Origin of the sequence: Pseudoglutamicibacter albus (assembly GCF_022346425.1) — a bacterium.
GTDB lineage: Bacteria > Actinomycetota > Actinomycetes > Actinomycetales > Micrococcaceae > Pseudoglutamicibacter > Pseudoglutamicibacter albus.
The window spans coordinates 43,053-65,671 of record NZ_JAKRCW010000006.1 but is presented as its reverse complement, the minus strand read 5'-3'; the positions used below and the strand labels follow the sequence as shown (position 1 = coordinate 65,671).

The window sequence follows — 22,619 nt, the reverse complement described above, 5'->3', positions numbered from 1 at the left end:
ACCAATGCGCTGCGAAACGTTCACACTTCACCCGGACGTTGCCGTAGCGTTCACAGGCCGCACGGAGGGGAACCTCGCCGTACATACGGTAGAGGGCCCCTCCGTTGCGCTTGTGTTGCACGCGCGGACACGTGTTGAACAGCGTCTTGGTGTGAAGCCGGGTTCGCTGGCTTTCATGTCGCAAGTGCATAGCCCGTTCGTAGCGGTCATTGATTCCGATGGTGCTTGGGCTGACACGTGCCAGCGAGAGCACAATGTGCCAACAGCTGATGCGTTGGTCGATGTCAGTGCACGGTATGCCCCCGCCGTGTTGACAGCAGACTGCATACCGATTGCGATCGCGGCGAGCCTCCCGGCAGGCCGCACCGCTACGGCAGTAGTTCACGCCGGGCGTACAGGTCTTATCGACGGGGTTATTCAGAACACACTGAAAGCCTTGACCGACCAACATGCAGCCGAGCTTGAAGCGTGGATCGGGCCGGCGATCTGTGGGCGGTGCTATGAAGTGCCCCAAACGATGGTTACCGATGCGGTCGCCGCACTGCCAGGGGCCGCATCGGAAGTTATCGCTTCCACCACCAGCTGGGGAACACCATCTTTAGATCTGCCGCGAGCAAGCCGCGCCATCTTAGAAGAATACGGAGTCTTGGTGCATGAGGCAAACGAATGCACACTCGAGAACTCCGCTTGGTACTCCTACCGCGGAGAAAACAAGCACGAGCGCAACGCGACCATCATCTATCAGCGAAACATTCAATAGGAATAAAAAGAGGTAGACAGTGAGCAACACCCACGGGCAACCCCAGGACCTGCAGACACCAAGCCTCAACGCAACCGATTCCCGCCGCGAAGAACTTGCAACCCGCCTCAGCGCAGTCAAAGAGCGCATCACGCGAGCAACCAAGGAGGCGGGGCGAACCGAGGAACCCACGCTCATTGTGGTCACAAAGTTCTTCCCACCATCGGATGTCGCTGCCCTGTATGACCTCGGGGTACGCAACGTGGGGGAGAACCGCGAGCAAGAAGCTACACCTAAAGCCGCAGCACTAGCCGAATATGCACCGGATTTGCGTTGGCACTTCATCGGCCAGTTGCAAAGCAACAAAGTTAATCGTGTGGTCCGGTATGCACAGGAAATTCATTCGGTTGATCGTGCCTCACTTGTGAAGGCGCTGGCTAGGGCTGGGCAACGTCGGGTGGACGAAGGTTTCGAACCGCTTGGTTGCTACGTTCAGGTCGATGTGCGGAAGGACCAGCCCGATGATGGCCGCGGCGGCGTAAGTATTAATAATGCGCCCGAATTGGCCGACAGTATCGCTGAAAATCCGGGTCTTCAGTTGCGTGGTGTTATGACTGTTGCACCCCTAGATGAGGCGCCAGAGATAGCTTTTCAGCGGATAGGTGAACTGGCCCATCGAATTCAAGAAACACACCCGGATGCGAGTGGAATCTCGGCCGGTATGAGTCATGATCTAGAGCAAGCAATTTTTGCAGGGGCGACACACCTACGCATCGGGTCGGATGTGCTGGGTTCTCGCTCACCTGTGCGTTAGCTTTGAAAGGTGCCTGAATTTCATAGGCACCTACGCATCTACTTAAGGAGAATCCGATGGCAGGAGCCCTCCGCAAAACCATGATCTACCTAGGCCTGGCTGAGGCGGAGGATGAAGACCTCAAGCGCCCTGAGCCGGCGAAGACCGTTAAGCCCGCCGTTTCGGAGCAGGTGCGCCAAGAGGTAAAATCCAAGCCAGTAGAGGTGAAGCCAGAACCGGCTAAACCGCAACTGGTAGAAGTTGCACAGCCCGAGACGGCGCCGAAAGCTGCGGAAGAATTCCGCGCTCCGGTGACGCCCATCAAGCGCGCGGCGTCCGCGCCGGAGGAGGACACTGAGTTGCGTCAGATTACGACTGTTCACCCGCGCTCTTACAACGATGCCAAGACGATCGGTGAGAGCTTCCGTGATGGTATTCCGGTGATCATGAACGTCACTGACATGGGGGAGTCTGAGGCCAAGCGTCTTGTTGATTTCTCGGCTGGACTCGTGTTCGCTCTACGCGGCAATATTGAGCGTGTAACCAATAAGGTCTTCTTGCTCACTCCGCATGGCGTTGAAATTTTGGGTGAAGAACTCACTGGGGATAGCCAGTCAGCGTTTTTCAACCAAAGCTAAGTTTCACCTTTCTCGGTAGCTACTGACTTGTTCGGTAGCTACCGATTTTGTCAGTAGCCGCCGAATCGCTCGGTGGCTACGCAGTGGCGCTTGTGGGGCGATACGGCTCGCAAGGGACGAGATCGAAAGATAATCGGAGGCAATCGGCGTGATCTTTGGCGTGATTTATCTGGCGTTGAGCGTGTTTATGTATCTGCTAATGGCGCGCATTGTCGTGAGTTTCATCGACTCTTTTGTTCGTGACTGGCGCCCGCGGGGCGCCGCTCTTGTATTCGCGAGCACTGTCAACCGCACCACAGAACCCCTGCTCGGGTGGGTTCGCAAGGCGATGCCTCCGGTGAATTTCGGCGGCGTCCAGCTGGACCTTTCGTTCATTCTCGTGTTCTTCGTGGTGTCCATTGTGAAGGGACTTGTGTTCCAAATGGGTGTAGGATTTGTGTAGGCTGTGACGCTAATAGCGGTCAACATCGCAAAAAAGCGAAAATCGTTATATAGTTGTTATCAAGCAAGCGTCGAGCTGATCCGCAGCACAGGCGTTTCTAAGTCTTTATTCATCGTGACTGGCGAAAGTATCGCTGGTGACCGTACCCGAGTAATCGAGGAGATCAGATGGCCCTCACGCCGGATGATGTAGTCAACAAACGCTTCCAGCCAACGAAGTTCCGTGAAGGCTACGACCAGGATGAAGTCGATGACTTCCTGGATGAGGTTGTAGAAGAACTTCGTCGCCTGAATGATGAGAACGCCGAGCTGCGCCGCCAGCTGGCTGAATGCCAGGAAGGAAACGTTGTTCCTGCACCAGTCTCCGCAACCTCGGAGACCGCAGACCACGATGTTCCAGAGCCTGTCATGCCAGTCTCTGCGGCAACCGAGGCAACGTTCCCGGTATCTACGTCTGGCGGTGGCACCGCAGACGAGGCCGCAGGCGTTCTGCAGATGGCCCAGCGCCTCCACGACGAATACGTCAACCAGGGCGCTCAGGAACGCGATCGCATCGTTTCCGAGGCACAGGCTCAGGCGCAGTCGCTTGTCTCTGACGCTGAAGCAGCAGCTAAGAAGACCACCGACGACGCCGAAGAAACCAAGCGCCGCACGCTCGATGATCTTGCACAGAAGAAGAGCATGCTCGAAGACGAGATCGAAGACCTCAAGGCCTTCGAAGCCGATTACCGCGGCCGTCTGCGTAACTACATCGCAGACCAGCTATCTGATCTTGACGGCCAGACCCCAATCTCGGCACAGATCTAAACATCGGCACGACAGTTCTCAGCATCGGCACAGTTCTAAGGACACTGTTCTGATCTAGTTCTAAGCCAGCTTCAAGGCGGTGACCCTGATCAGGGTCACCGCCTTGAACTGTATCTGTAGCCTTATACCTGTGGCTGTAGCTCTATAACTATCGAGCTTTTCCATTCATTCTTTTGACGGCACCAGAAGGGTACCTATGACAACGCCGAAGAGCACCGCATCCCGTGGAGGTCTCGCGATCATCGCGGGCATCATTCTGGTGATCGGTTACGGCTTTGATCAGCTGACCAAGTATTGGGTTGAAACGCAGATGAGAATCGGCGAGATCCGTTGGGTCATCGAGCCGTGGTTTAAGTGGTATTCGATCCGGAACCCGGGTGCGGCGTTTTCGATGGGTGAGGACTTCACATGGGTCTTCACCGTCTTCATGGCGGTGGTTTCCGTGGCGGTAGTGATCACGTTGTTCAAGACACGCTCGCGTTTGTGGACCATCGCTCTTGCTTCGTTGCTCGCCGGAACGCTCGGTAACCTGACGGACCGGCTTTTCCGCCCACCAGCTTTCGGACACGGCCACGTGGTGGACTTCATTTCAGTTGGCAATTTCGCGATCTTCAACATCGCAGACTCCCTGATCACATGCAGCGTGGTCGCGATCGTGTTGTTGATCTGGTGCAACGTGCCGTTGAAGGAACTGAAAGAACAGAGCTTGAGCGAAAGCAGCTCTAGCGGAGGAAGTTCCAGCGGAGCAAGCCCCAGCGAACGCCGCGAAACAATCGCTCAGGAGGACGCGTGAGTTACGAATCTGATGCGCGCATCATCACGGTGGCAGGTACGGGGCAACGGCTCGATGTGGTGGTCGCTAAAACCGCAGACGTCTCGCGAACGCTCGCGGCTCAGATGATCCAAGACGGACAGGTGAGCGTGGATGGGCAGCGTGGCTTGAAGTCGATGCGCCCGGACGCCGGTTCTGAGATTACGGTGAGGATCGAAGCGGCTGAAGAAGTGGAGGAACCCGTGCAGGACATCCCGATTGTGTATCAAGACGCCGACCTTGTGGTGATCAACAAACCGGTCGGGGTCGCCGCGCACCCCTCCCCGGGATGGGCGGGGCCGACTGTCACGGGACAGCTGGCACGCCAGGGTATTGCGATCGCAACTTCAGGAGCGCAAGAGCGTGCCGGTATCGTACAGCGCCTCGATGTGGGCACATCGGGGCTCATGGTTGTTGCGAAATCCGAACCCGCCTATGCCGGGCTCAAGCAAGCGTTCAAAGACCGCACGCCGACCAAGATCTATCACGCCGTGGTCCAAGGGCTACCTGATCCGATGGAAGGCACCATCGATGCACCGATTGGCCGGCACCCGAACGCGACGTGGCGTTTCGCTGTAGTCACGGATGGCCGCAACGCCGTGACCCATTACAAGCTTGAAGAGGCATTCGGGATCGCCTCGCTGATGCGGGTCAAACTTGAGACTGGGCGCACCCACCAGATCCGTGTGCATTTCTCCGCGATGGGCCACCCACTCGTGGGGGATCAGCAGTACGGAGCTGACCCGACCGTGGCGGCAAAACTGGGCCTGACGCGCCAGTGGCTGCACGCTAAAGAGTTAGGTTTCACACATCCAGTCACCGGGGAAGAGATGTACCTGGATGCCCCGTATCCGCAGGATCTTGTGGATGCACTCGAGCTTCTGCGTGAAGAGTGAACGCCGCGTAGAAGAAACAGAGCGTAGAAGGAACAGCGCTAGGGGAGCCGCGCCACACTGTTCGGTGATACTTGTGGGTTGATGCCGAGCCGTCCCCGGTAAGGGCCGTAGTGCTGGCTACCATGGTGGTGTGGCTGGAAGTCTTGACGATGGTTTTGTTCACCTGCACACCCACACCGAATATTCGATGTTGGATGGTGCGGCCCGTGTTACTGATCTTTTCGAAGAAGCCCAACGGTTGGGCATGGATTCGATGGCGATCACCGATCACGGCTATCTTTTCGGTGCCTACGATTTCTATCGGAAGGCTAAAGACAAAGGCATCAACCCCATCTTGGGTGTTGAAGCGTATGTGACTCCAGGTACTGCACGTAGCGACCGCACGCGTGTGCAGTGGGGTACGCGTGATCAAAAGGGCGATGACGTCTCCGGTGGTGGCGCTTATACCCACATGACGCTGTGGGCGGAGAATAACGAAGGCTGGTACAACCTCAACAAGGCGGTGTCGAAGGCGTCGCTGGATCAGGTTTTCTCGCGTTGGCCGCGCCTGGACCGTGAACTGATCTCCCAATACTCCAAGGGTGTTATCGCAACAACGGGTTGCCCATCGGGTGAGATTCAGACTCGCTTGCGGCTGGGTCAATACGATGAGGCGCTGCGTGCGGCCGGGGAGTACAAAGACATTTTCGGTGAGGGGAATTATTTCCTCGAGCTCATGGACCACGAGCTCGAAATCGAGCACCGCGTGCGTGGCGATCTGATGCGTCTAGCTAAAGACCTCAACCTGCCGCTGGTTGCGACTAACGACCTTCACTACACGCATGAAGAAGACGCGAAAGCACACGAAGCGCTCTTGGCGATCCAGTCAGGTTCAACCCTGTTGGAGCCCTCGTATGATCAGGGCGGTAAACGTTTCGCGTTCAACGGTTCCAGCTACTACTTGAAGTCACCGCGTGAAATGCGTGAGCTTTTCAGCGAGCTGCCTGAAGCGTGCGATAACACGTTGATGATCGCTGAACGGTGCAAGGTCGATTTTGAGCCATCGATCGGCAAATACATGCCACAGTTCCCGGTCCCGGAAGGGGAGACGGAGCACACGTGGCTGGTCAAGGAGGTTCAGCGCGGCCTGCACTACCGTTATCCGGATGGAGTTCCGGAAGAATCCCAGAAGCAGGCCGAATACGAGCTCGGGATTATCGAGCGTATGGGTTTCCCTGGCTACTTCCTGGTGGTCGCGGACTTCATCAACTGGTCCAAGGACCACGACATCCGTGTGGGGCCTGGGCGTGGGTCGGGTGCGGGCTCGATGGTCGCTTACGCGTTGCGTATTACTGACCTGGACCCGCTTGAGCACGGCTTGATCTTTGAGCGTTTCCTCAACCCGGAACGTGTCTCGATGCCGGACTTCGACGTCGACTTTGACGATCGCCGCCGCGGCGAAACTATCCAGTATGTGATCGAAAAATACGGTGCCGATAAGGTCTCGATGATCGTGACCTACGGTTCGATCAAAACAAAGCAGGCACTCAAGGATGCCTCCCGCGTGCTGGGTCACCCGTTCGCGATGGGCGAGACCCTGACTAAGGCTTTGCCGCCAGCGGTGATGGCTAAAGACATTTCGCTGTGGGACGTAGAGAACCCAGATGCCGCGCGCTACGGCGAGGCCGGCGAATTCCGCGAACTGCTCGAATCTGACCCGGAAGCCCGCAAGGTTTTCGAAACCGCGAAAGGCTTGGAAGGCCTCAAACGCCAGTGGGGTGTGCACGCGGCCGGGGTCATCATGTCTTCGGAACCGATCATCGATGTTGTGCCGATCATGCGTCGCCTCCAAGACGGACAGGTCATCACGCAGTGGGACTACCCGATTTGTGAATCCCTCGGCCTGATCAAGATGGACTTCTTGGGTCTGCGTAACCTCACGATCATCTCTGATGCGATGGAGAACATCCGCCTCAACGGGGGAGAGGTTCCGGACCTTGAACGGCTCGACACCCACAACAAGGCGGCCTATGAGCTGCTGGCTCGAGGCGACACACTCGGTGTTTTCCAGCTCGATGGCGGGCCGATGCGCTCTCTGCTGCGCCTCATGCGTCCAGACAACTTCGAAGACATTTCCGCGGTCATCGCGCTGTACCGTCCAGGCCCGATGGGCGCTAACTCCCACACGAATTATGCGTTGCGTAAAAACGGGCAGCAGGAGATCACCCCGATCCACCCGGAACTGGCTGAACCGCTCGCAGAAATCCTGGATACCACCTACGGTTTGATCGTCTACCAGGAACAGGTTATGGCGATCGCGCAGAAAGTCGCAGGCTATTCGCTGGGCCAGGCAGACCTCTTGCGGCGTGCGATGGGTAAAAAGAAGAAAGAAGAGTTGGATCGCCAGTATCAGGGATTCCATGACGGCATGGTCGAACGTGGCTTCTCCGAGGAGGCGATCACCTCGCTGTGGAACATCCTGCTCCCGTTCTCTGACTATGCGTTCAACAAAGCGCACTCCGCCGCCTACGGACTCGTGTCCTATTGGACCGCCTACTTCAAAGCCAACTATCCGGCCGAATACATGGCCGCGCTGTTGACCTCGGTCGGTACAGATAAAGACAAGATGGCGCTCTACCTCAACGAATGCCACCGGATGGGCATCAAGGTTCTGCAGCCTGATGTCAACGAATCCCAAAATAACTTCGCCCCAGTCGGAAGTGACATCCGCTTCGGGCTCGGTGCGGTCCGTAACGTCGGTAGCCACGTTGTGGAAGCCATCGTGGAGGCCCGCGAAGAAAAGGGACGTTTCGAGTCCTTCTCCGATTTCCTCAACAAAGTCGGCCCGCAAGCGCTCAACAAGCGCACCATCGAATCCCTCATCAAAGCAGGCGCTTTTGACGACCTCGGCCACCATCGCCGTGCATTGACCGCTATCCACGAAGATGCTGTGGATCAAGCGATGGCGCTCAAACGCCACGAGGCCGCACATCAATTCGACTTATTCAGCATGTCCGGGGATGAGAGCCTGGCGAACGCGCTCGATGTTGAAATCCCTGACATTCCTGAATGGGATAAGAAGGAAAAGCTCAGCCTCGAGCGTGAAATGTTGGGCCTCTACGTATCCGACCACCCGCTGCAGGGGCTGGGGGATGCGCTCGGCAGGCTCGCTGACATGCCGATCGCAACCGTGGTCTCCGACCGTGGCCCGCAAGACGGGCACACCATCACGATCGCCGGGATGATCACCAACCTTGAGCGGCGTGTTGCGAAGAACTCGGGCAACCCGTACGCCAAATGTGAGATTGAAGACCTCTCGGGTTCGATCGAGGTCATGTTCTTTGGGCAGGCGTACCAGCCGATCGCGACCTTGTTGGCAGAGGACCTCATCGTGACCGTCAAGGGCCGCTTCCAGCGCCGCGATGACGGGGCGATCTCGATCTCTGCGCAAGAGCTCAAGATCCCAGACATCACCGCTGACGGCGGCTCAGGCCCTTTGCTGGTTCAGATCCCAACACACCAGGCCACCGAGCCGGTGATCCGCCAACTCGGTGACGTCCTGCGAACCCACCCCGGTAAATCCGAAGTGCGGGTCAAACTCATCGGTAGCGCCACGATTGAAACGATGCGGTTGGGTTCCCAATACAAGGTCACCCCGAACGCAGCACTGTTCGGCGACCTCAAGGTGCTCCTAGGGCCGGACTGTCTCATCTAGCTCAGCGGCAGTGTCACACGGTGTGACACATGGGCGCACCGCATGCTTCGGCTCCTAGACTGGGAGGGTGAGCAACGTAGAAGAAACTGATGTCCTCCCACTGATCGATCTGCGTGGAGCCGATGATGCCGGCATCCGCGCTGGCCTGCCCCGTTTGGAGGCCAGCACGAGCATGGAGCATCAGAGCGTTGTCGAAAACATCCTCAAGATGGTGCGCGAAGGCGGCGCTACAGCTGTCACGGCACTGACCGAACAGTTCGATGGGGTCGCCGTGCCTTCCCTTCGCGTTCCAGCTGAGGCGATGGCAAACGCGTTGGCTGGACTCGATGAGAAAGTCCGCCGCGGTCTCGAGGTCGCGATCGAGCGCGCCCGCACGTTCGCCGCTGATCACAAGCCGGGCCCGACCACAACCAACTTTGGCCCTGGCGCGAGTGTCACGATGCGGTGGGAGCCGGTGCAGCGCGTCGGGCTCTATGTTCCAGGTGGTTTGGCGGTCTATCCGTCCTCGGTTGTCATGAATGTGGTGCCTGCGCAAGAGGCAGGTGTTGGTTCGATCGCGCTCGTGAGCCCGCCGGCTAAAGACGGAACGGGGTTGCCGCACCCCACGATTCTTGCTGCCGCGCAGCTTCTAGGGATCCAGGAAGTGTATGCGGTGGGTGGCGCGCAAGCGATCGGTGTGTTGGCTTATGGCCTAGAAGCTGAGGTCGACGCCGGTCTGGATGCTCCGCTCGAGCCGGTCGATTTGATCACCGGGCCGGGCAATGTTTTCGTCGCGACAGCGAAAGCGATGGTCAAAGGCGAGGTCGGTATCGATTCTGAGGCCGGCCCGACCGAGATCGCGATCGTCGCGGACGCCTCCGCCGATCCGAAGATCGTTGCAGCTGATGCGATCTCCCAGGCTGAGCATGATCCGAACGCGGCCAGCGTCATCATCACGTGGGATCCGCAGCTGGTGGATGTATTCCGCACCGAGACGCGAGAACGAGCGCAAAAAACAAAGCACGCCGAGCGTGTGTTGACGGCGCTCTCCGGCCCACAGTCCGGCATCGTGCTTGTGGATGACCACGATGCGGCGATCGCTGCCGCGAATCACTATGCCGCCGAGCACCTTGAACTGCTTACAGAAGACCCAGAAGCAGACGCCGCACTCATCACTCAGGCTGGTGCGGTGTTCTTGGGAACCTATTCGCCGGTGAGCCTCGGGGATTACGCGGCCGGTTCCAACCACGTTCTACCAACCATGGGGACGGCTCGTCACGCGTCCGGGCTGAACGTCACGACCTTCCTCAAGGCCATTCAAGAGATTCGCTATGACCGTGCAGGACTTGCTGAAGTGGCCGAGCATGTTCTGGCGCTCTCTTCCGCAGAAGATCTACCGGCACACGGCGAAGCTGTCACGGCCCGCGAGCTCTGAGTAGCGATAGAGAAGCGCTGGGCCCGCGGTGGAGCTCAGTGACCCCCAACAGCTTCGCTATGAGAACCCTAAGTCCCGTGGGTGTGTTTGTAGCGGATTACTAGATGTAGTAATTACATGTTGGTGATTCACGTAATGCCGGTTATGATTGTGATGCACGTTGCGTGTGTGAAACGAGTGTCTGGACTGTGCAGACCGTTGAGGTGACAGCCTGAGCACTGTTGTGAAGGGAGGTCAGCCGCGTGTTTTGTCCGTTCTGCAGGCATGCTGAATCGCGTGTTGTTGACTCCCGCGCAACCGAAGACGGCTATTCGATTCGTCGTCGCCGCCAATGCAGTTCGTGTGGGCGCCGCTTCACCACGGTAGAGACCGCGAGCCTTTCGGTTGTGAAACGCTCAGGTGTCGCTGAACCTTTCAGCCGCGCCAAGATCGTCTCTGGTGTTTCGAAAGCCTGCCAAGGCCGGCCAGTATCGGAAGACGACCTGGCGATGCTCGCCCAAGAAGTCGAAGAGACAATACGTGCGGAAGGCCGGGCGGAAGTCGATGCGCACCATGTAGGTCTTGCGATCCTTCGCCCGCTACGCCGGCTCGATCAGGTCGCCTACCTGCGGTTTGCATCCGTGTATCAAGGCTTTGAAACCCTCGAAGATTTTGAAGACGCGATCAAAGCGTTGCGGGAAAACCCAGAGACAACGTTGCCTCCACATCAACGTACGCTCTCCGCCACATAAATCTCCGGCGGTGGTTCGGGAGGGGAAGCCCGAACCGCCGCCGGCTCTCTTAAAACACGGCTCCCTAAAACACGGCCGAACTACGGCGTCGGTAGCGTGAGGATATCGGCGCCGTCTTCGGTAACAACCAGCGTGTGTTCAAACTGGGCTGTGCGTTTACGGTCGGCTGTCACCACGGTCCAGCCGTCATCCCATTGTTGCCAGCGGTGCGTACCGAGCGCCAGCATCGGCTCGATCGTGATAACCATGCCAGGCACCATCTCCGTGTCATAAGCGGGTGCGGCATCGTAATGCGGAACAATCAGTCCGGAGTGGAACGCGCCACCTACACCGTGGCCGGTGAAGTCCCGGATCACAGCTAACCCGAACCGCTTGGCATAGACCTCGATGGTCCGGCCGATCACATTGATCTGGCGCCCCGGCTTGACCGCGCGAATACCGCGCATCATGGCCTCGCGTGTGCGCTCAACGAGGTCGCGGGATTCCTGATCCACATCTCCCACAAGGAATGTCGCGTTGGTGTCGCCGTGCATGCCGTCTTTATATGCGGTGATGTCCACGTTGATGATGTCACCGTCCTGGATGACCGTGTCATCAGGGATGCCGTGACAAATAACCTCGTTGAGCGAGGTGCACGTGGACTTAGGGAAGCCCTGATATTCAAGCGTTGAAGGGTACGCGCCGTTCTTGATGAGGAACTCGTGACCGATCGCATCGACCTCATCCGTGGTCATGCCAGGCTTGACCGTCTCACCGATCAGTTGCAGGGCATCAGCGGCAATACGGCCCGCCGCGCGAATCCGTTCGACTTCCTCCGGGGAATAAACATCTCCGCCGTCCCAGGTTTCAGGCCCCGGCTTACCCACGTAGGGAGGGCGCTGAATGTTCCCTGGGACCTTTCGGAGCGCAGAAACCCGGCCTTTCGTCAGATTCCCGATGGGCGCGGTTGCGCGCGAGGAGGAAGCGGACGAAGACGGTGCAGCAGAAGAATCAGTCATGTCACCAGTTTAGGACCCACCTGTGGGGCAGAACCGCGTAATGTGAAGAGGGAAGGTCAAGGCCGCGGCATCAACCATGTTGCGGTGAAGTGGTCCCGGAAGGGGCCGCGCGGCTCATAAGAGAAGGGGAAGATCATGACACAGAACGCACCGGAAGGCGAATACTGGTTCAACACCTCAACCGGTGAGGTGGAGAAAGGCCCGCAGTCCATCGGGTCCCAGCGGATGGGCCCCTACCGTAGCGCGGAAGAAGCATCACGCGCCTACGAGATCGCGGCAGAACGCACTCGCGAATGGGACGAAGAAGACGAAGACTAGTAATGGGGAGCCAGACCCGCGAAATAGCCCGCTAGGTCCGCGAAGCTCGGGAAGACCCTAGAAAGCCAGCCACGGCAGCAGGCATGCAATGAAGGAGCATTGAGTGAACCGTCAGCAAGACTTCGTCCTCAGAACCATTGAGGAGCGCGATGTCCGATTCGTCAGGTTGTGGTTTACCGACGTTGTGGGCTCGCTTAAATCTGTAGCGCTCGCCCCAGCGGAGGTCGAAGGCGCGTTTCGTGAAGGGCTGGGTTTCGACGGTTCTTCGATCGAAGGGCTTTCCCGGATTTTTGAGTCCGATATGCTCCTGCAACCGGACGCTACAACGTTTCAATTGTTGCCGTGGAGAGGCAACATCGAGCCGACCTCCCGCATGTTCTGTGACATCTTGACCCCCGATGGCGAGCCATCGTTGGCGGATCCGCGCCACGTCTTGAAGCGACAGGTTGAAGAGGCCGCAGACATGGGGTTCACGTGCTATACGCATCCGGAAGTCGAGTTCTACCTGCTGCGCAGCGATGAGATGGACGCCAACGGGCATCCTCAACCGGTCGATTCGGCGAGCTACTTCGACCACGTTGCCGGCGGCATCGCACAAGACTTCCGCCGCAAGGCCGTGACCACGCTCGAAGAAGTCGGTATTTCCGTTGAGTTCTCCCACCACGAATCGGGGCCGGGACAAAACGAGATCGACCTGCGCTACACCGATGTGCTGACCACCGCGGATAACCTCATGACCTTCCGCACCATCATTAAAGAAGTCGCGCTACTGCAAGGTATCTATGCGACGTTCATGCCTAAACCGTTCTCACAACACCCCGGTTCCGGTATGCACACCCATTTTTCGTTGTTTGAGGGTGAACGTAACGCATTCTTTGAAGGTGGCCGGGAATATCAACTCTCCACCACGGCACGCCAGTTCATCGCCGGCGTATTAACTCACGCGCCGGAATTCACTGCGGTCACCAACCAGTTTGTGAACTCCTATAAACGCTTGTGGGGCGGGGGAGAAGCGCCAAGCCACATCTCGTGGGGCCACAACAACCGCTCCGCCCTCGTGCGCGTCCCGCTGTATAAGCCAGACAAGGGCCAATCCGCCCGCGTCGAGTACCGCGGCATCGATTCGGCCGCGAACCCGTATCTGGCCTACGCATGCATCCTGGGTGCTGGACTCAAAGGTATCCGCGATCGATACGACCTCGGCGACCCAACCGAGGAAGACATTTTCTCGCTCACAAGCCGAGAACGCCGCGTGCTTGGCTTGGATCCGTTGCCCTCCACGCTGCATGAAGCGATCCACGTGATGGAGAATTCCGAGCTGGTTGCTGACATCCTGGGCGAGTGGGTTTTCGATGCGCTGCTGCGCAATAAACGAGCCGAATGGGACGAATACCGCCAAGACATTTCCCCGTTTGAACTGCGCCGTTACTTGGGGATGCTGTAGAAGAATCCATGACCCATCCACAAGAGGATAAACATCCATCCACCGTCGAGGCATCCAGCGTTGCCTCTCCCGCGATTGGCTCGTCGACCGTTGACTCTCCCGGCATTGACTCTTCTACCATTGACCGCGCGGTTCGCGCCGCCGGATTCAACGATTCGAAGCGTGCGCGGGCACTGTTGAGGTCTAAAGAGCTCACGAATATCGATCACGTGAGGGTGCTTGAAGCGCTACGGGCTACCGCTGACCCGGACATGGCCTTGCTGAACGTGATCCGGTTACTTGAGCGGGTGCCCTCGCTGGCAGAGACAGTGGAAGATCCGCAACGGAATCAGCCTCTGTTCATGCTCGCTGGCGCCTCAGAGGCACTCATCGACTTCGTGCTGCGCCACCCCGACCAAGCCGAAGCGTTCAGTATTGCCCGGCCAAGTGAATACGAGCCATCGGATCCCAGTGGGTTGCGCGCCAAGATGCTCACCGCCGTCGGCGCTGACCCGCAATCCGATGTTCCGATCGCCGCTGTAGCCGACGACGCCACCGTCGCAGCACTGCGCGTGGCGTATCGAGCGGAGCTTCTGGACACCGCGATGAAAGACGTGTGCGCCGATGACGCCGCAGAGTCGGTGCGGATGGTTGCGGCTGAACTTGCAGACCTCGCGGCCGCGGCCGTTGACGGGGCGCTTGCGATCGCCTACCGGCACGTGGCTGACACGTATCCGGACACCGATGTGACCCAGGTGCGGTTGGCCGTGATCGGGATGGGTAAATGCGGCGCGAGAGAATTGAACTACGTCTCTGACGTTGATGTCATCTATGTGCATTCGGTAGAGGAAGGCGCTGAGACGCAGGCCGTTGAACGCGCCGAGGACATCGCGGCTAACCTCACGAAGGCGATGGGACACATCGTGGGTTCCACCGGCAAGGAACCTGCGTTATGGGAGCTGGATGCCAACCTTCGGCCTGAGGGTCAAGACGGCGCGATGTCACGCACGCTGGCCTCGCACCTGAACTACTATAAGCGCTGGGCGGAGCACTGGGAGTTCCAGGCGCTGCTGAAAGCCAGGCCGATTGCAGGCGATACCGCGCTCGGAGACGAGTACATCGAGGCGATCTGGCCGATGGTGTGGGAAGCCTCTCGCCGCGATGGCTTTGTTGAAGCGGTACAGAAGATGCGCCAGCGAGTCACAGATAACATTCCACAAGCCGAGGTTGAGAGGCAGATCAAGCTCGGCCCGGGCGGGCTGCGTGACGTCGAGTTCACGGTGCAGCTGCTGCAGCTTGTGCATGGCCGCGTGGACGAGGGGTTACGGGTGCGTGGCACGTTGGAGGCGCTCGATGCGTTAGCAAGCGCTGCCTATATCTCGCGCGATGATGCCCGCCAGTTCAGCGCGGACTACAGGTATTTGCGTAGCTTGGAGCACCGGATTCAGCTGGTTCGGTTGCGGCGTACGCACGCGATGCCGAAATCGGAGGCCGAGCAGAGAGCGCTTGCCCGCGGTGTCGCCTCGCCTGATGAGCGGCAGGTTGTGACTGCCGAGAACATGCTGACGGCGTGGCGGAAGATCAAAGCCCGTGTCCGCGGCCTGCATCAGAAGATTTTCTTCAGGCCGTTGCTGGCCGCTGCCGCCGGTCTACAGGATGATGAAGTGCGGCTCACCCCGGGGGCCGCTCAAGCGCGTCTGAAGGTTTTAGGCTATGCGGATCCGAAGCAGGCGATGCGCCACATCGAAGCGTTGACCGGCGGGATCTCGCGTACCGCAGCCCTGCAACGGCACTTGCTGCCGGTCATGCTGGAATGGTTTGCCGATGGCGTGAGCCCGGATGCTGGCCTGCTTGGTTTCCGGCGGCTTTCTGACGCGTTGGGTTCAACCCCGTGGTTCATGTCTATGCTGCGTGACTCCCCGGCGGGTGCGGAGCGGTTGTGCCGCATCTTGTCGACGTCGCGGATGGTTGTGGATCTGCTGGAGGTATCGCCGGAGGCGACCGCGTGGCTCGGCAACGACTCTGATTTGCAACCGCGTAGCTGGGAGCGGTTGTGGAAGCAGGTTTCAGCCAAGCTGGATAGGCATGAGGACGCCGCCGATGGCGGTATGCAGTTGGTGAGGACTGCGCGGCGGCGGGAGTTGTTGCGTGTTGCTTTGGCTCATGGTTCTGGGCTGATCGATGTAGAAGAATTAGGCAGGGCGCTGTCAAACGTGGATCAGGCCGCCGTGATGGGGGCTTGGCATGTTGCTCGGCGGCAAGAGGTAGCCGAGCATGGCGAGCTCGCTCAGTTCGCAGTGATTGCGATGGGCCGGCAAGGTGGCGCGGAGATCGGTTACGGCTCTGACCTGGATGCGATGTACGTGTACGAGCCTGTCGAGGGGGGTGACCCTGAGGCGGCTAAACAACAGGCCAACCGTATGGCTTCAGCTTTGGGGCATCTGCTTTCGGGTTCGTTGACGCCACCGATCCTGGCAGAGCACCGGCTGAAGATCGACGTCGATCTACGCCCTGAAGGTAAAAACGGTCCGCTCGTGCGCTCGCTGGACTCCTATGCCGACTATTACGAGAAGTGGGCAGAAACCTGGGAACGGCAGGCTTTGTTGCGTGCCCGCCCGTTCGCAGGCGATGAGGAAGTTGGAGCTAAGTTCGTTGAACTGATCGACCCGGTGCGGTATCAGCACGGCCTCTCAGAAAAGGAACTCCAGGAGATCCGGCGAGTCAAAGCACGTGTTGAGGGAGAGCGGTTGCCGCGCGCAGTGAATCCACGCCGGCACGTGAAGTTGGGGCCAGGCGGTTTGAGCGATGTCGAGTGGCTGGTTCAGTCGATGCAGCTACGTTTCGCTAAACGCTACCCGGGCTTACAGACCACGAACACGTTGGAGGCGTTGCGTGCAGGCCATCACGCCGGGCTCATCAGCCAAGAGGACGCCGAGAGCCTCGAGACCGCCTGGAAGTTAGCGACTGACGTGCGTGCTGCCAACATGGCATGCACGGGCCGGGCCTCGGACTCTTTCCCCTCGAGCCGCTCGGAGATCTCTGCAGTAGCGACGTGGATCGGCTGGGGCAAAGACGCCGGGCCTGAACTGGAAGAAGCGTGGCTACGTGTTGCGCGGCGGGCCCGGCAAGTCTTCGAGGAGCTGTTCTACGGCGAACAGCCACGGTGAAAGCCATGGTAAACAGCGCCGTGGCGAGCAGCGCCGAGCACAGCGGTTAACTGTTGAGGGGCTAGGAACCACATGGTTCCTAGCCCCTCAACATGCCTGGTTTAGAGCGAGTAGTAGAGCTCGTATTCCAGTGCCGTGATGGCAGCCATCATCGGGCGTACGTCGTTTTCGTATTTATCCTCGATCCAGGTTTCGATGAGGTCTTCGGTGAAGACGTCGCCTGCGAGCAAGAATTCGTGGTCTTCACGCAACGCTTCGAGCGCCTCGGAGAGGGTCTCTGGTGCCTTCTGGATGTCTGCGGCTTCCTCTGGTGGGAGCTCGTAGAGGTCCTTATCGATCGGGTCTGCCGGTTCGATGCGGTTACGGATACCGTCCAAGCCCGCCATGAGCTGGGCCGCGAAAGCGAGGTATGGGTTGGAGGAGGCATCCGGTGCACGGAACTCGAGGCGCTTGGCCTTCGGGTTGGATCCGGTGATCGGGATGCGGATACCGGCGGAGCGGTTGCCTTGCGAGTACACCATGTTCACTGGCGCTTCGAAGCCTTTGACGAGGCGTCGGTAGGAGTTCACGGTCGGGTTCGTGAACGCCATGACCGCCGATGCGTGGTGCAGCAGACCGCCGATGTACCAGCGGGCCGTGTCGGAGAGGTTCGCGTAGCCGAGCTCATCGTAGAACAGCGGCTTGCCGTCACTCCAGAGGGACTGGTGGCAGTGCATACCGGAACCGTTGTCGTTCTGCAGCGGCTTCGGCATGAACGTTGCGGTCTTACCCCACTCTTCAGCGACGTTTTTGACCACGTATTTGAACTTCATGAGGTCATCTGCCGCATGCACGAGCGTGTTGAACTCGTAGTTGATCTCTGCCTGGCCTGCCGCACCGACTTCGTGGTGTGCACGCTCAACCTTGAGACCCACATCGGTGAGCTTGAGCGAGATGTCATCCCGCAGGTCAGCTTGCTTATCGTTAGGGGAGACCGGGAAGTAGCCGCCCTTGGTGCGCATCTTGTGGCCAAGGTTTCCGCCTTCTTCCAAAGCGGAGGTGTTCCAAGCAGCTTCTACGGAGTCGACGCTGAACCCGGTGTTGTGCGGTTCAGTCGAGTAGGTGACGTCATCGAAGATGAAGAATTCGGCTTCGGATGCGAAGAAAGCAGTGTCAGCGATACCGGTCGATGCGAGGTAGGCTTCAGCCCGTTCCGCGACGCCGCGTGGATCACGGCCGTACGGCTCGCCCGTGCGTGGATTGACCACCGAGAAGGTCATGACGAGGGTCTTTGCCGCACGGAACGGGTCAACGAACGCGGTCTTGATGTCCGGGATCAGCTGCATGTCCGAATTCGCGATCCCTTCGAAACCGCGGATCGAGGACGCATCGAACAGCTGGCCGTTGACGAAGAAGTCTTCGTCAACCGTCGAGGCCGGCACGTTGAAGTGGTGCTGCATGCCAGGCAGGTCTGTAAACCGAATATCGACGAACTGCACCTCCTCTTGTTCGATGAAGGTCAGTACTTCTTCGGTTGACGTGAACACGTCTGTAGCCTCCTAGGCATGGTGTGTGGTCCGTTGAGAATGAGCGGTCCTCACATCCCAGTTTAGTCAATAACTCGTTCGCCTTGGTGGTTTTGCCGGGGCGGGGGCTTGGTTTTGTGAGATGAACAGGTTTTCACCCATGCAGAAGCCAGGGCGGTTAGGCACAGTGGGCGGTGGGCTCGCCACGTAGAATGAGGCCTATGGCCAAGAAACCCGAGAATGAACGCGAGACCCGCGTCACGCGAGCCGATATCGGTTCGTGGATTAGTGGACCCCCACAAACCCATAACAGCGAATATCCCGGTGCGGGGCTTGGCCGCCCAGAATCTGGCCCTGGCGCGGTGGGGCGCATGGGCCCACGCATCCTGGCTTTGTTGATCGACTGGGGGCTTGCGATGGGCGTGTCTTGGCTCATCAGCCGCGACCAGCTGCCGTGGCTGAACCTTGTGGTGTTCGTGGTCATGACGTTGGTCATGCTCACGATCTTTGGGCGCACCATAGGCCACTGGATTCTAGGCATGCAGGTCCAGCGCCTCGACGGTACCCCAATCTCGCCGCTGGACGCCCTGATCCGCACTGTCTTGCTGCTTCTGGTCATCCCTGCCGTGGTGATGGACGCGGACCAGCGAGGTGTTCACGACCGCGTCCGCGGCCTCGTGCTCACTGTGGTTCGCGGCGGGGAGCGCGGCCGCATCGTCCGCAAATAAGCCGATGGCGGTGGAGAGGAAAACTCCACCGCCATCGGCTTATTAGAGGGCAGGACTCCACGCTAGGAGACCAACTGGTTGGCTTCCGAGCTAGCCGTTAATTGCCGCGCAATGCACGGCGGGACATGCGTGGTGGACGGTTAGGGTCCATACCTTTAGGGATAGGTGGCTTGGACAAACGCAAGGTTGAGAGCCGCTGATCAACAGCACGGACTTCCTGACGGGAGATCGATTTAGGCAGGCTCTTCATCGTCTTGGAAACCTCAGGCAACGGAGTCTGGTTCTTACCGGAGCCTGAGTTGATGATCGTTACAGGAACGCCGCGGACCGCGCGCTCAACGTCGCGGCGAACACCCTCAACGAGGGAACGGACCCGGCCGTTAGGGCCTTCCGTGACCAGGACAACACCAGGGCGGCCAATAGCCATGAACACGAGGTCCTGGGTACGAGGAGAGACCGCGACCGGTTCTTCCTTCAAAACCCATCCTCGGCGCAGAACAGACATCGCCGCACCGGCGGCACCGGGGCGGCCTTCGATCTTCTGGAACGCGACCTTCTCACCGCTGCGCGACATGTACAACATCGCGAGCATGAGGCCAATCACGAGGCCGAGGATCAGGAACGTGATCCAGTTCTTCAGCAACCAGCCGATACCGAAACCGATCGCACCGGAACCCAACACGATAGCCAGCATGATCCACGGGAGGGCTGGCTTCGCTTCGCGGGTCATCCGGAAGATTTCACGGATCTGACCGCCGCGTCCCGATTCTTTCTTTTCAGCGCGGGCACGCTTCTTGGCGTCTTTAAGCGCCTGCTTCTCCGCTTTTTGTTGTTCACGCAGCTTCGCGATCTGCTCGCGAGCGTTCTGATCAAGTCTGGCCATAATGCACCATTCTAGACGGTCACGCCGGTAATGCTTGAGCTAACGCGGGACTGTGCTCTATTCTTTAGCGCCGGCTGTCGATTCATGTGTCTGGAAACGGATCCGGGAAGATTCGACGTATTCAGGGTAGCTCTGGTTCCCCGGGTCCTTCATGGCAGGGCGGCGCACATGCATCCACAACTGCGTGCCATCCACGGTGGAAGGCTTGTCAGATTTCTTAGATTTATCGGATGCAGCTTTTTTCGAGTTGAGGTCCTTGACCTGATACAAGCACCAACCCGTGACTGGAGCCCCAGATTCAGGCGCGGACAACGGGGTGATATCGAAATCTTCGTATGCATCGACCTTGTTGAGATCTTCAGCATAGGCCGCAATGACCTGATGCGATACCCCCGGTATGTAGCTCGATGCGCGCGAGACTTGGATCCACGAACAGCTCGGTTCGTTCATCGTGGTCTCGCCTGGTGTCACCTCAACCTGCGCCAGGAGCCATCCCGTGCCTTTCGGCGGATCAGGTAGCCCTTGTGGGTTCACGAGAACCTGTTTGATAGTGAACGCGTGTTCAAGAACCGGGTCCTTGAGTGTATGCGCGCTCACGGGGGTGAGGTCTTTCGGCCACGCATCGAGCTCCTCGGAGGGTTCTTCGCTCGGTGTAGGGCTTGCCGATGTACTCGCAGACGTGGTCGGTGTCGGTTCAGCCGGTGCCGGGTTTTCCTGGGATCCGCACGCACCCAGGGCTGCCAAGGCAAGCAAACCCACCACGGTAACGGTAGCTATCCGCGGTATGGGTTGGCTGGTGGGCGTTTCAAACATTGATGGCAGACCCCGTCGCTCTGGATTCCGTTGCCTTAGACCTTCGCATTCAGCTTCGGCGGTTGCTGAGTTAGACGAGCGAGGCGGCTTCTTGACGTGCCGAACCGGTGTCGTCGATGTGGCTGAGGTGGGACGGGATCTCCCTGCCGGTGTTCTTCATGGCGCGAGCCCACAAACGCCCAGAACGGTAGGAAGAACGGACCAACGGCCCAGCCATGACGGCGCCGAAACCGATCTCTTCTGCTTCTTCGCTGAGCTCAACGAACTCAGCAGGGGTGACCCACCGGTCTACCGGTAGGTGCAGCTGTGTTGGGCGCAGGTACTGGGTCAACGTGATGATGTCGGTGCCGGCCTCGTGCAGATCACGGAGGGCCTCAGAGATCTCTTCGCGGGTTTCACCCATACCGAGGATCAAGTTGGATTTGGTGATGAGCCCGCGGTCCTTGCCGTAGCGGATCACGTCCATGGAACGCTCGTAGCGGAATGCGGGGCGGATGCGTTTGAAGATACGCGGCACGGTTTCTACATTGTGCGCATACACCTCAGGGCCGGATTCCACGATCTGATCGAGGGCGGCCGGCTCGCCGTTGAAGTCGGGGATAAGCAGTTCGATGCCGGTGTTCGGGTTCAGCTCATGAACCTTACGTACGGTTTCCGCATACAGCCATGCCCCGCCATCGTCGAGGTCGTCACGTGCCACACCGGTTACGGTCGCGTAGCGTAGCTGCATCTCACGGATCGACTCAGCGACTTTGAGCGGTTCGGTTGGGTCGAGCGGCTGTGGTTTGCCGGTGTCAATCTGGCAGAAATCACAACGCCGGGTGCACTGCGAGCCGCCGATCAAAAACGATGCTTCGCGGTCTTCCCAGCATTCAAAAATATTAGGGCAACCGGCTTCCTCGCACACGGTGTGCAGGCCTTTAGCATGGACGTCTTTCTTGAGGCTCACGTATTCAGGGCCGATGTTGAGCTCGGCGCGGATCCACTCAGGCTTCCGGTCCACAGGGACAGCCGCGTTGCGTGCTTCGACGCGCAAAAGACGGCGGCCTTCTGGTGCTGGGGTGCTCATGCTTGAGTGTTCTCCTTGATGTTTTGCTGCTCAGATTCGTTCTCGGGTGTGGTAACCACGGGGGCAAGCTCCTCCAAGAGGTGCCCGCTTAAGGACTCAACCACATCGGCCACTTCGATGTTCCTGCCTGCCTGCAACGCCATCGTGGTGACTCCGGCATCCTGGATACCGCACGGAACAATCACATCGTAGGGGGCGAGGCTGTTGTTGACGTTGAGGGAGAGCCCATGCATCGAAACACCGTTATCGATGTGGAGGCCGATCGCGGCGATCTTCTCATCCTGTACGCCCTCTTTCAGCACCCAGACGCCCGCGCGATGCTCGACGCGCTGGGCGGTGATCCCGAAATCAGCGACAGTCTTGATGATCGCTTCTTCCAACGCCCACACGAAGGATTTGATCGCGGCACGATCCCGTAGAGGAACGATCGGGTAGGCCACCAGCTGGCCGGGGCCATGCCACGTAATGAGACCGCCGCGGTCAACATCGACTACCGGGGTTCCGTCAGTGGGGCGATCGGAATCTTGTGTGCGGCGGCCCGCTGTGTACGTTGGCGGATGCTCCAGCATGATCACGGTCGGCTGAACATTCCCGGAAACTACCTCGTCATGGATCCGCTGCTGCAGACTCCACGCCTTCATATACTCCACGGCGTCTTTGCCATAACCGGGTTCCAACACGTTGATGCTCATGCTCTCCAGCATAATCCCCACGACCGCGCACACCGGAGTTAGGGGATAACGCCGGGGAC

The 22,619-nt window shown here is 58.9% G+C and carries 20 protein-coding genes; 14 read left to right on the top strand and 6 right to left on the bottom strand.

What is annotated here, in order from left to right:
- Positions 1 to 4 precede the first annotated feature (4 nt).
- The 10 genes from MHJ63_RS05220 (at position 5) to nrdR (ending at position 10,964) form a co-directional block, all read left to right on the top strand.
- Positions 5 to 760, top strand: coding sequence for a purine nucleoside phosphorylase YfiH/LACC1 family protein (locus MHJ63_RS05220; RefSeq protein WP_070507105.1), 756 nt, complete (start codon positions 5 to 7; stop codon positions 758 to 760).
- A gap of 19 nt (positions 761 to 779) precedes the next feature.
- Positions 780 to 1,553, top strand: a complete 774-nt coding sequence (locus MHJ63_RS05215; protein ID WP_239446418.1) for a YggS family pyridoxal phosphate-dependent enzyme — start codon at positions 780 to 782, stop codon at positions 1,551 to 1,553.
- A 56-nt stretch (positions 1,554 to 1,609) separates the two neighbouring features.
- Entirely contained in the window at positions 1,610 to 2,170 is a 561-nt protein-coding gene (locus tag MHJ63_RS05210; protein WP_035754487.1) for a cell division protein SepF, read from the top strand.
- Between the two features lie 148 nt (positions 2,171 to 2,318).
- Positions 2,319 to 2,612, top strand: a complete 294-nt coding sequence (locus MHJ63_RS05205) for a YggT family protein (protein WP_052048220.1) — start codon at positions 2,319 to 2,321, stop codon at positions 2,610 to 2,612.
- A gap of 167 nt (positions 2,613 to 2,779) precedes the next feature.
- Positions 2,780 to 3,418, top strand: coding sequence for a DivIVA domain-containing protein (locus MHJ63_RS05200; protein WP_035754490.1), 639 nt, complete (start codon positions 2,780 to 2,782; stop codon positions 3,416 to 3,418).
- Between the two features lie 196 nt (positions 3,419 to 3,614).
- A complete protein-coding gene (gene lspA, locus MHJ63_RS05195) occupies positions 3,615 to 4,211 on the top strand; it encodes a signal peptidase II (protein ID WP_070507103.1) in 597 nt (198 codons plus the stop codon).
- A complete protein-coding gene (locus MHJ63_RS05190) occupies positions 4,208 to 5,125 on the top strand; it encodes an RluA family pseudouridine synthase (RefSeq protein WP_370977418.1) in 918 nt (305 codons plus the stop codon). Before lspA ends, MHJ63_RS05190 begins: the two co-directional genes overlap by 4 nt.
- Before the next feature lie 130 nt (positions 5,126 to 5,255).
- Positions 5,256 to 8,819 (top strand): DNA polymerase III subunit alpha, encoded by a 3,564-nt coding sequence (gene dnaE / locus MHJ63_RS05185; protein WP_141739809.1) that lies wholly within the window; start codon positions 5,256 to 5,258, stop codon positions 8,817 to 8,819.
- A 67-nt stretch (positions 8,820 to 8,886) separates the two neighbouring features.
- Positions 8,887 to 10,233, top strand: coding sequence for a histidinol dehydrogenase (gene hisD, locus MHJ63_RS05180; protein WP_239446417.1), 1,347 nt, complete (start codon positions 8,887 to 8,889; stop codon positions 10,231 to 10,233).
- Between the two features lie 242 nt (positions 10,234 to 10,475).
- Entirely contained in the window at positions 10,476 to 10,964 is a 489-nt protein-coding gene (nrdR, locus tag MHJ63_RS05175; RefSeq protein ID WP_035754495.1) for a transcriptional regulator NrdR, read from the top strand.
- Between the two features lie 80 nt (positions 10,965 to 11,044).
- Here nrdR and map read toward each other — a convergent pair whose 3' ends face one another.
- The gene (gene map, locus MHJ63_RS05170; protein ID WP_083285389.1) at positions 11,045 to 11,962 is read right to left on the bottom strand and encodes a type I methionyl aminopeptidase; all 918 of its coding nucleotides are present in this window, start codon (positions 11,960 to 11,962) and stop codon (positions 11,045 to 11,047) included.
- 135 nt (positions 11,963 to 12,097) lie between these two features.
- On the opposite strand from map, the gene MHJ63_RS05165 reads away from it, so the two are divergent.
- From MHJ63_RS05165 to MHJ63_RS05155, 3 genes are all read left to right on the top strand, one after another.
- Positions 12,098 to 12,280, top strand: coding sequence for a hypothetical protein (locus MHJ63_RS05165; protein WP_035754496.1), 183 nt, complete (start codon positions 12,098 to 12,100; stop codon positions 12,278 to 12,280).
- A 103-nt stretch (positions 12,281 to 12,383) separates the two neighbouring features.
- Positions 12,384 to 13,724, top strand: coding sequence for a type I glutamate--ammonia ligase (gene glnA / locus MHJ63_RS05160; RefSeq protein ID WP_035754497.1), 1,341 nt, complete (start codon positions 12,384 to 12,386; stop codon positions 13,722 to 13,724).
- An 8-nt stretch (positions 13,725 to 13,732) separates the two neighbouring features.
- Positions 13,733 to 16,870: a bifunctional [glutamine synthetase] adenylyltransferase/[glutamine synthetase]-adenylyl-L-tyrosine phosphorylase gene (locus tag MHJ63_RS05155; RefSeq protein WP_239446416.1), complete on the top strand. Its 3,138-nt coding sequence runs from the start codon at positions 13,733 to 13,735 to the stop codon at positions 16,868 to 16,870.
- Between the two features lie 101 nt (positions 16,871 to 16,971).
- Here MHJ63_RS05155 and glnA (MHJ63_RS05150) read toward each other — a convergent pair whose 3' ends face one another.
- Entirely contained in the window at positions 16,972 to 18,396 is a 1,425-nt protein-coding gene (gene glnA, locus MHJ63_RS05150) for a type I glutamate--ammonia ligase (RefSeq protein WP_070490514.1), read from the bottom strand.
- A 200-nt stretch (positions 18,397 to 18,596) separates the two neighbouring features.
- On the opposite strand from glnA (MHJ63_RS05150), the gene MHJ63_RS05145 reads away from it, so the two are divergent.
- Positions 18,597 to 19,103: an RDD family protein gene (locus MHJ63_RS05145; protein ID WP_070490512.1), complete on the top strand. Its 507-nt coding sequence runs from the start codon at positions 18,597 to 18,599 to the stop codon at positions 19,101 to 19,103.
- 97 nt (positions 19,104 to 19,200) lie between these two features.
- Here the strand turns inward: MHJ63_RS05145 and MHJ63_RS05140 are convergent, their stop codons facing one another.
- The 4 genes from MHJ63_RS05140 to lipB all read right to left on the bottom strand — a co-directional run bounded on the left by MHJ63_RS05140 (position 19,201) and on the right by lipB (position 22,572).
- Positions 19,201 to 19,986: a DUF4191 domain-containing protein gene (locus MHJ63_RS05140; protein ID WP_035754499.1), complete on the bottom strand. Its 786-nt coding sequence runs from the start codon at positions 19,984 to 19,986 to the stop codon at positions 19,201 to 19,203.
- Positions 19,987 to 20,043: 57 nt separating this feature from the next.
- Positions 20,044 to 20,799 carry a hypothetical protein gene (locus MHJ63_RS05135; protein WP_239446415.1) on the bottom strand — a complete coding sequence of 252 codons (756 nt, stop codon included), beginning with the start codon at positions 20,797 to 20,799 and terminating at the stop codon, positions 20,044 to 20,046.
- A 70-nt stretch (positions 20,800 to 20,869) separates the two neighbouring features.
- On the bottom strand, positions 20,870 to 21,868 hold the full coding sequence (lipA, locus tag MHJ63_RS05130) for a lipoyl synthase (RefSeq protein WP_035754501.1): 999 nt from the start codon (positions 21,866 to 21,868) through the stop codon (positions 20,870 to 20,872).
- Positions 21,865 to 22,572, bottom strand: a complete 708-nt coding sequence (lipB, locus tag MHJ63_RS05125) for a lipoyl(octanoyl) transferase LipB (protein WP_275435963.1) — start codon at positions 22,570 to 22,572, stop codon at positions 21,865 to 21,867. Before lipB ends, lipA begins: the two co-directional genes overlap by 4 nt.
- Positions 22,573 to 22,619: the final 47 nt, after the last annotated feature.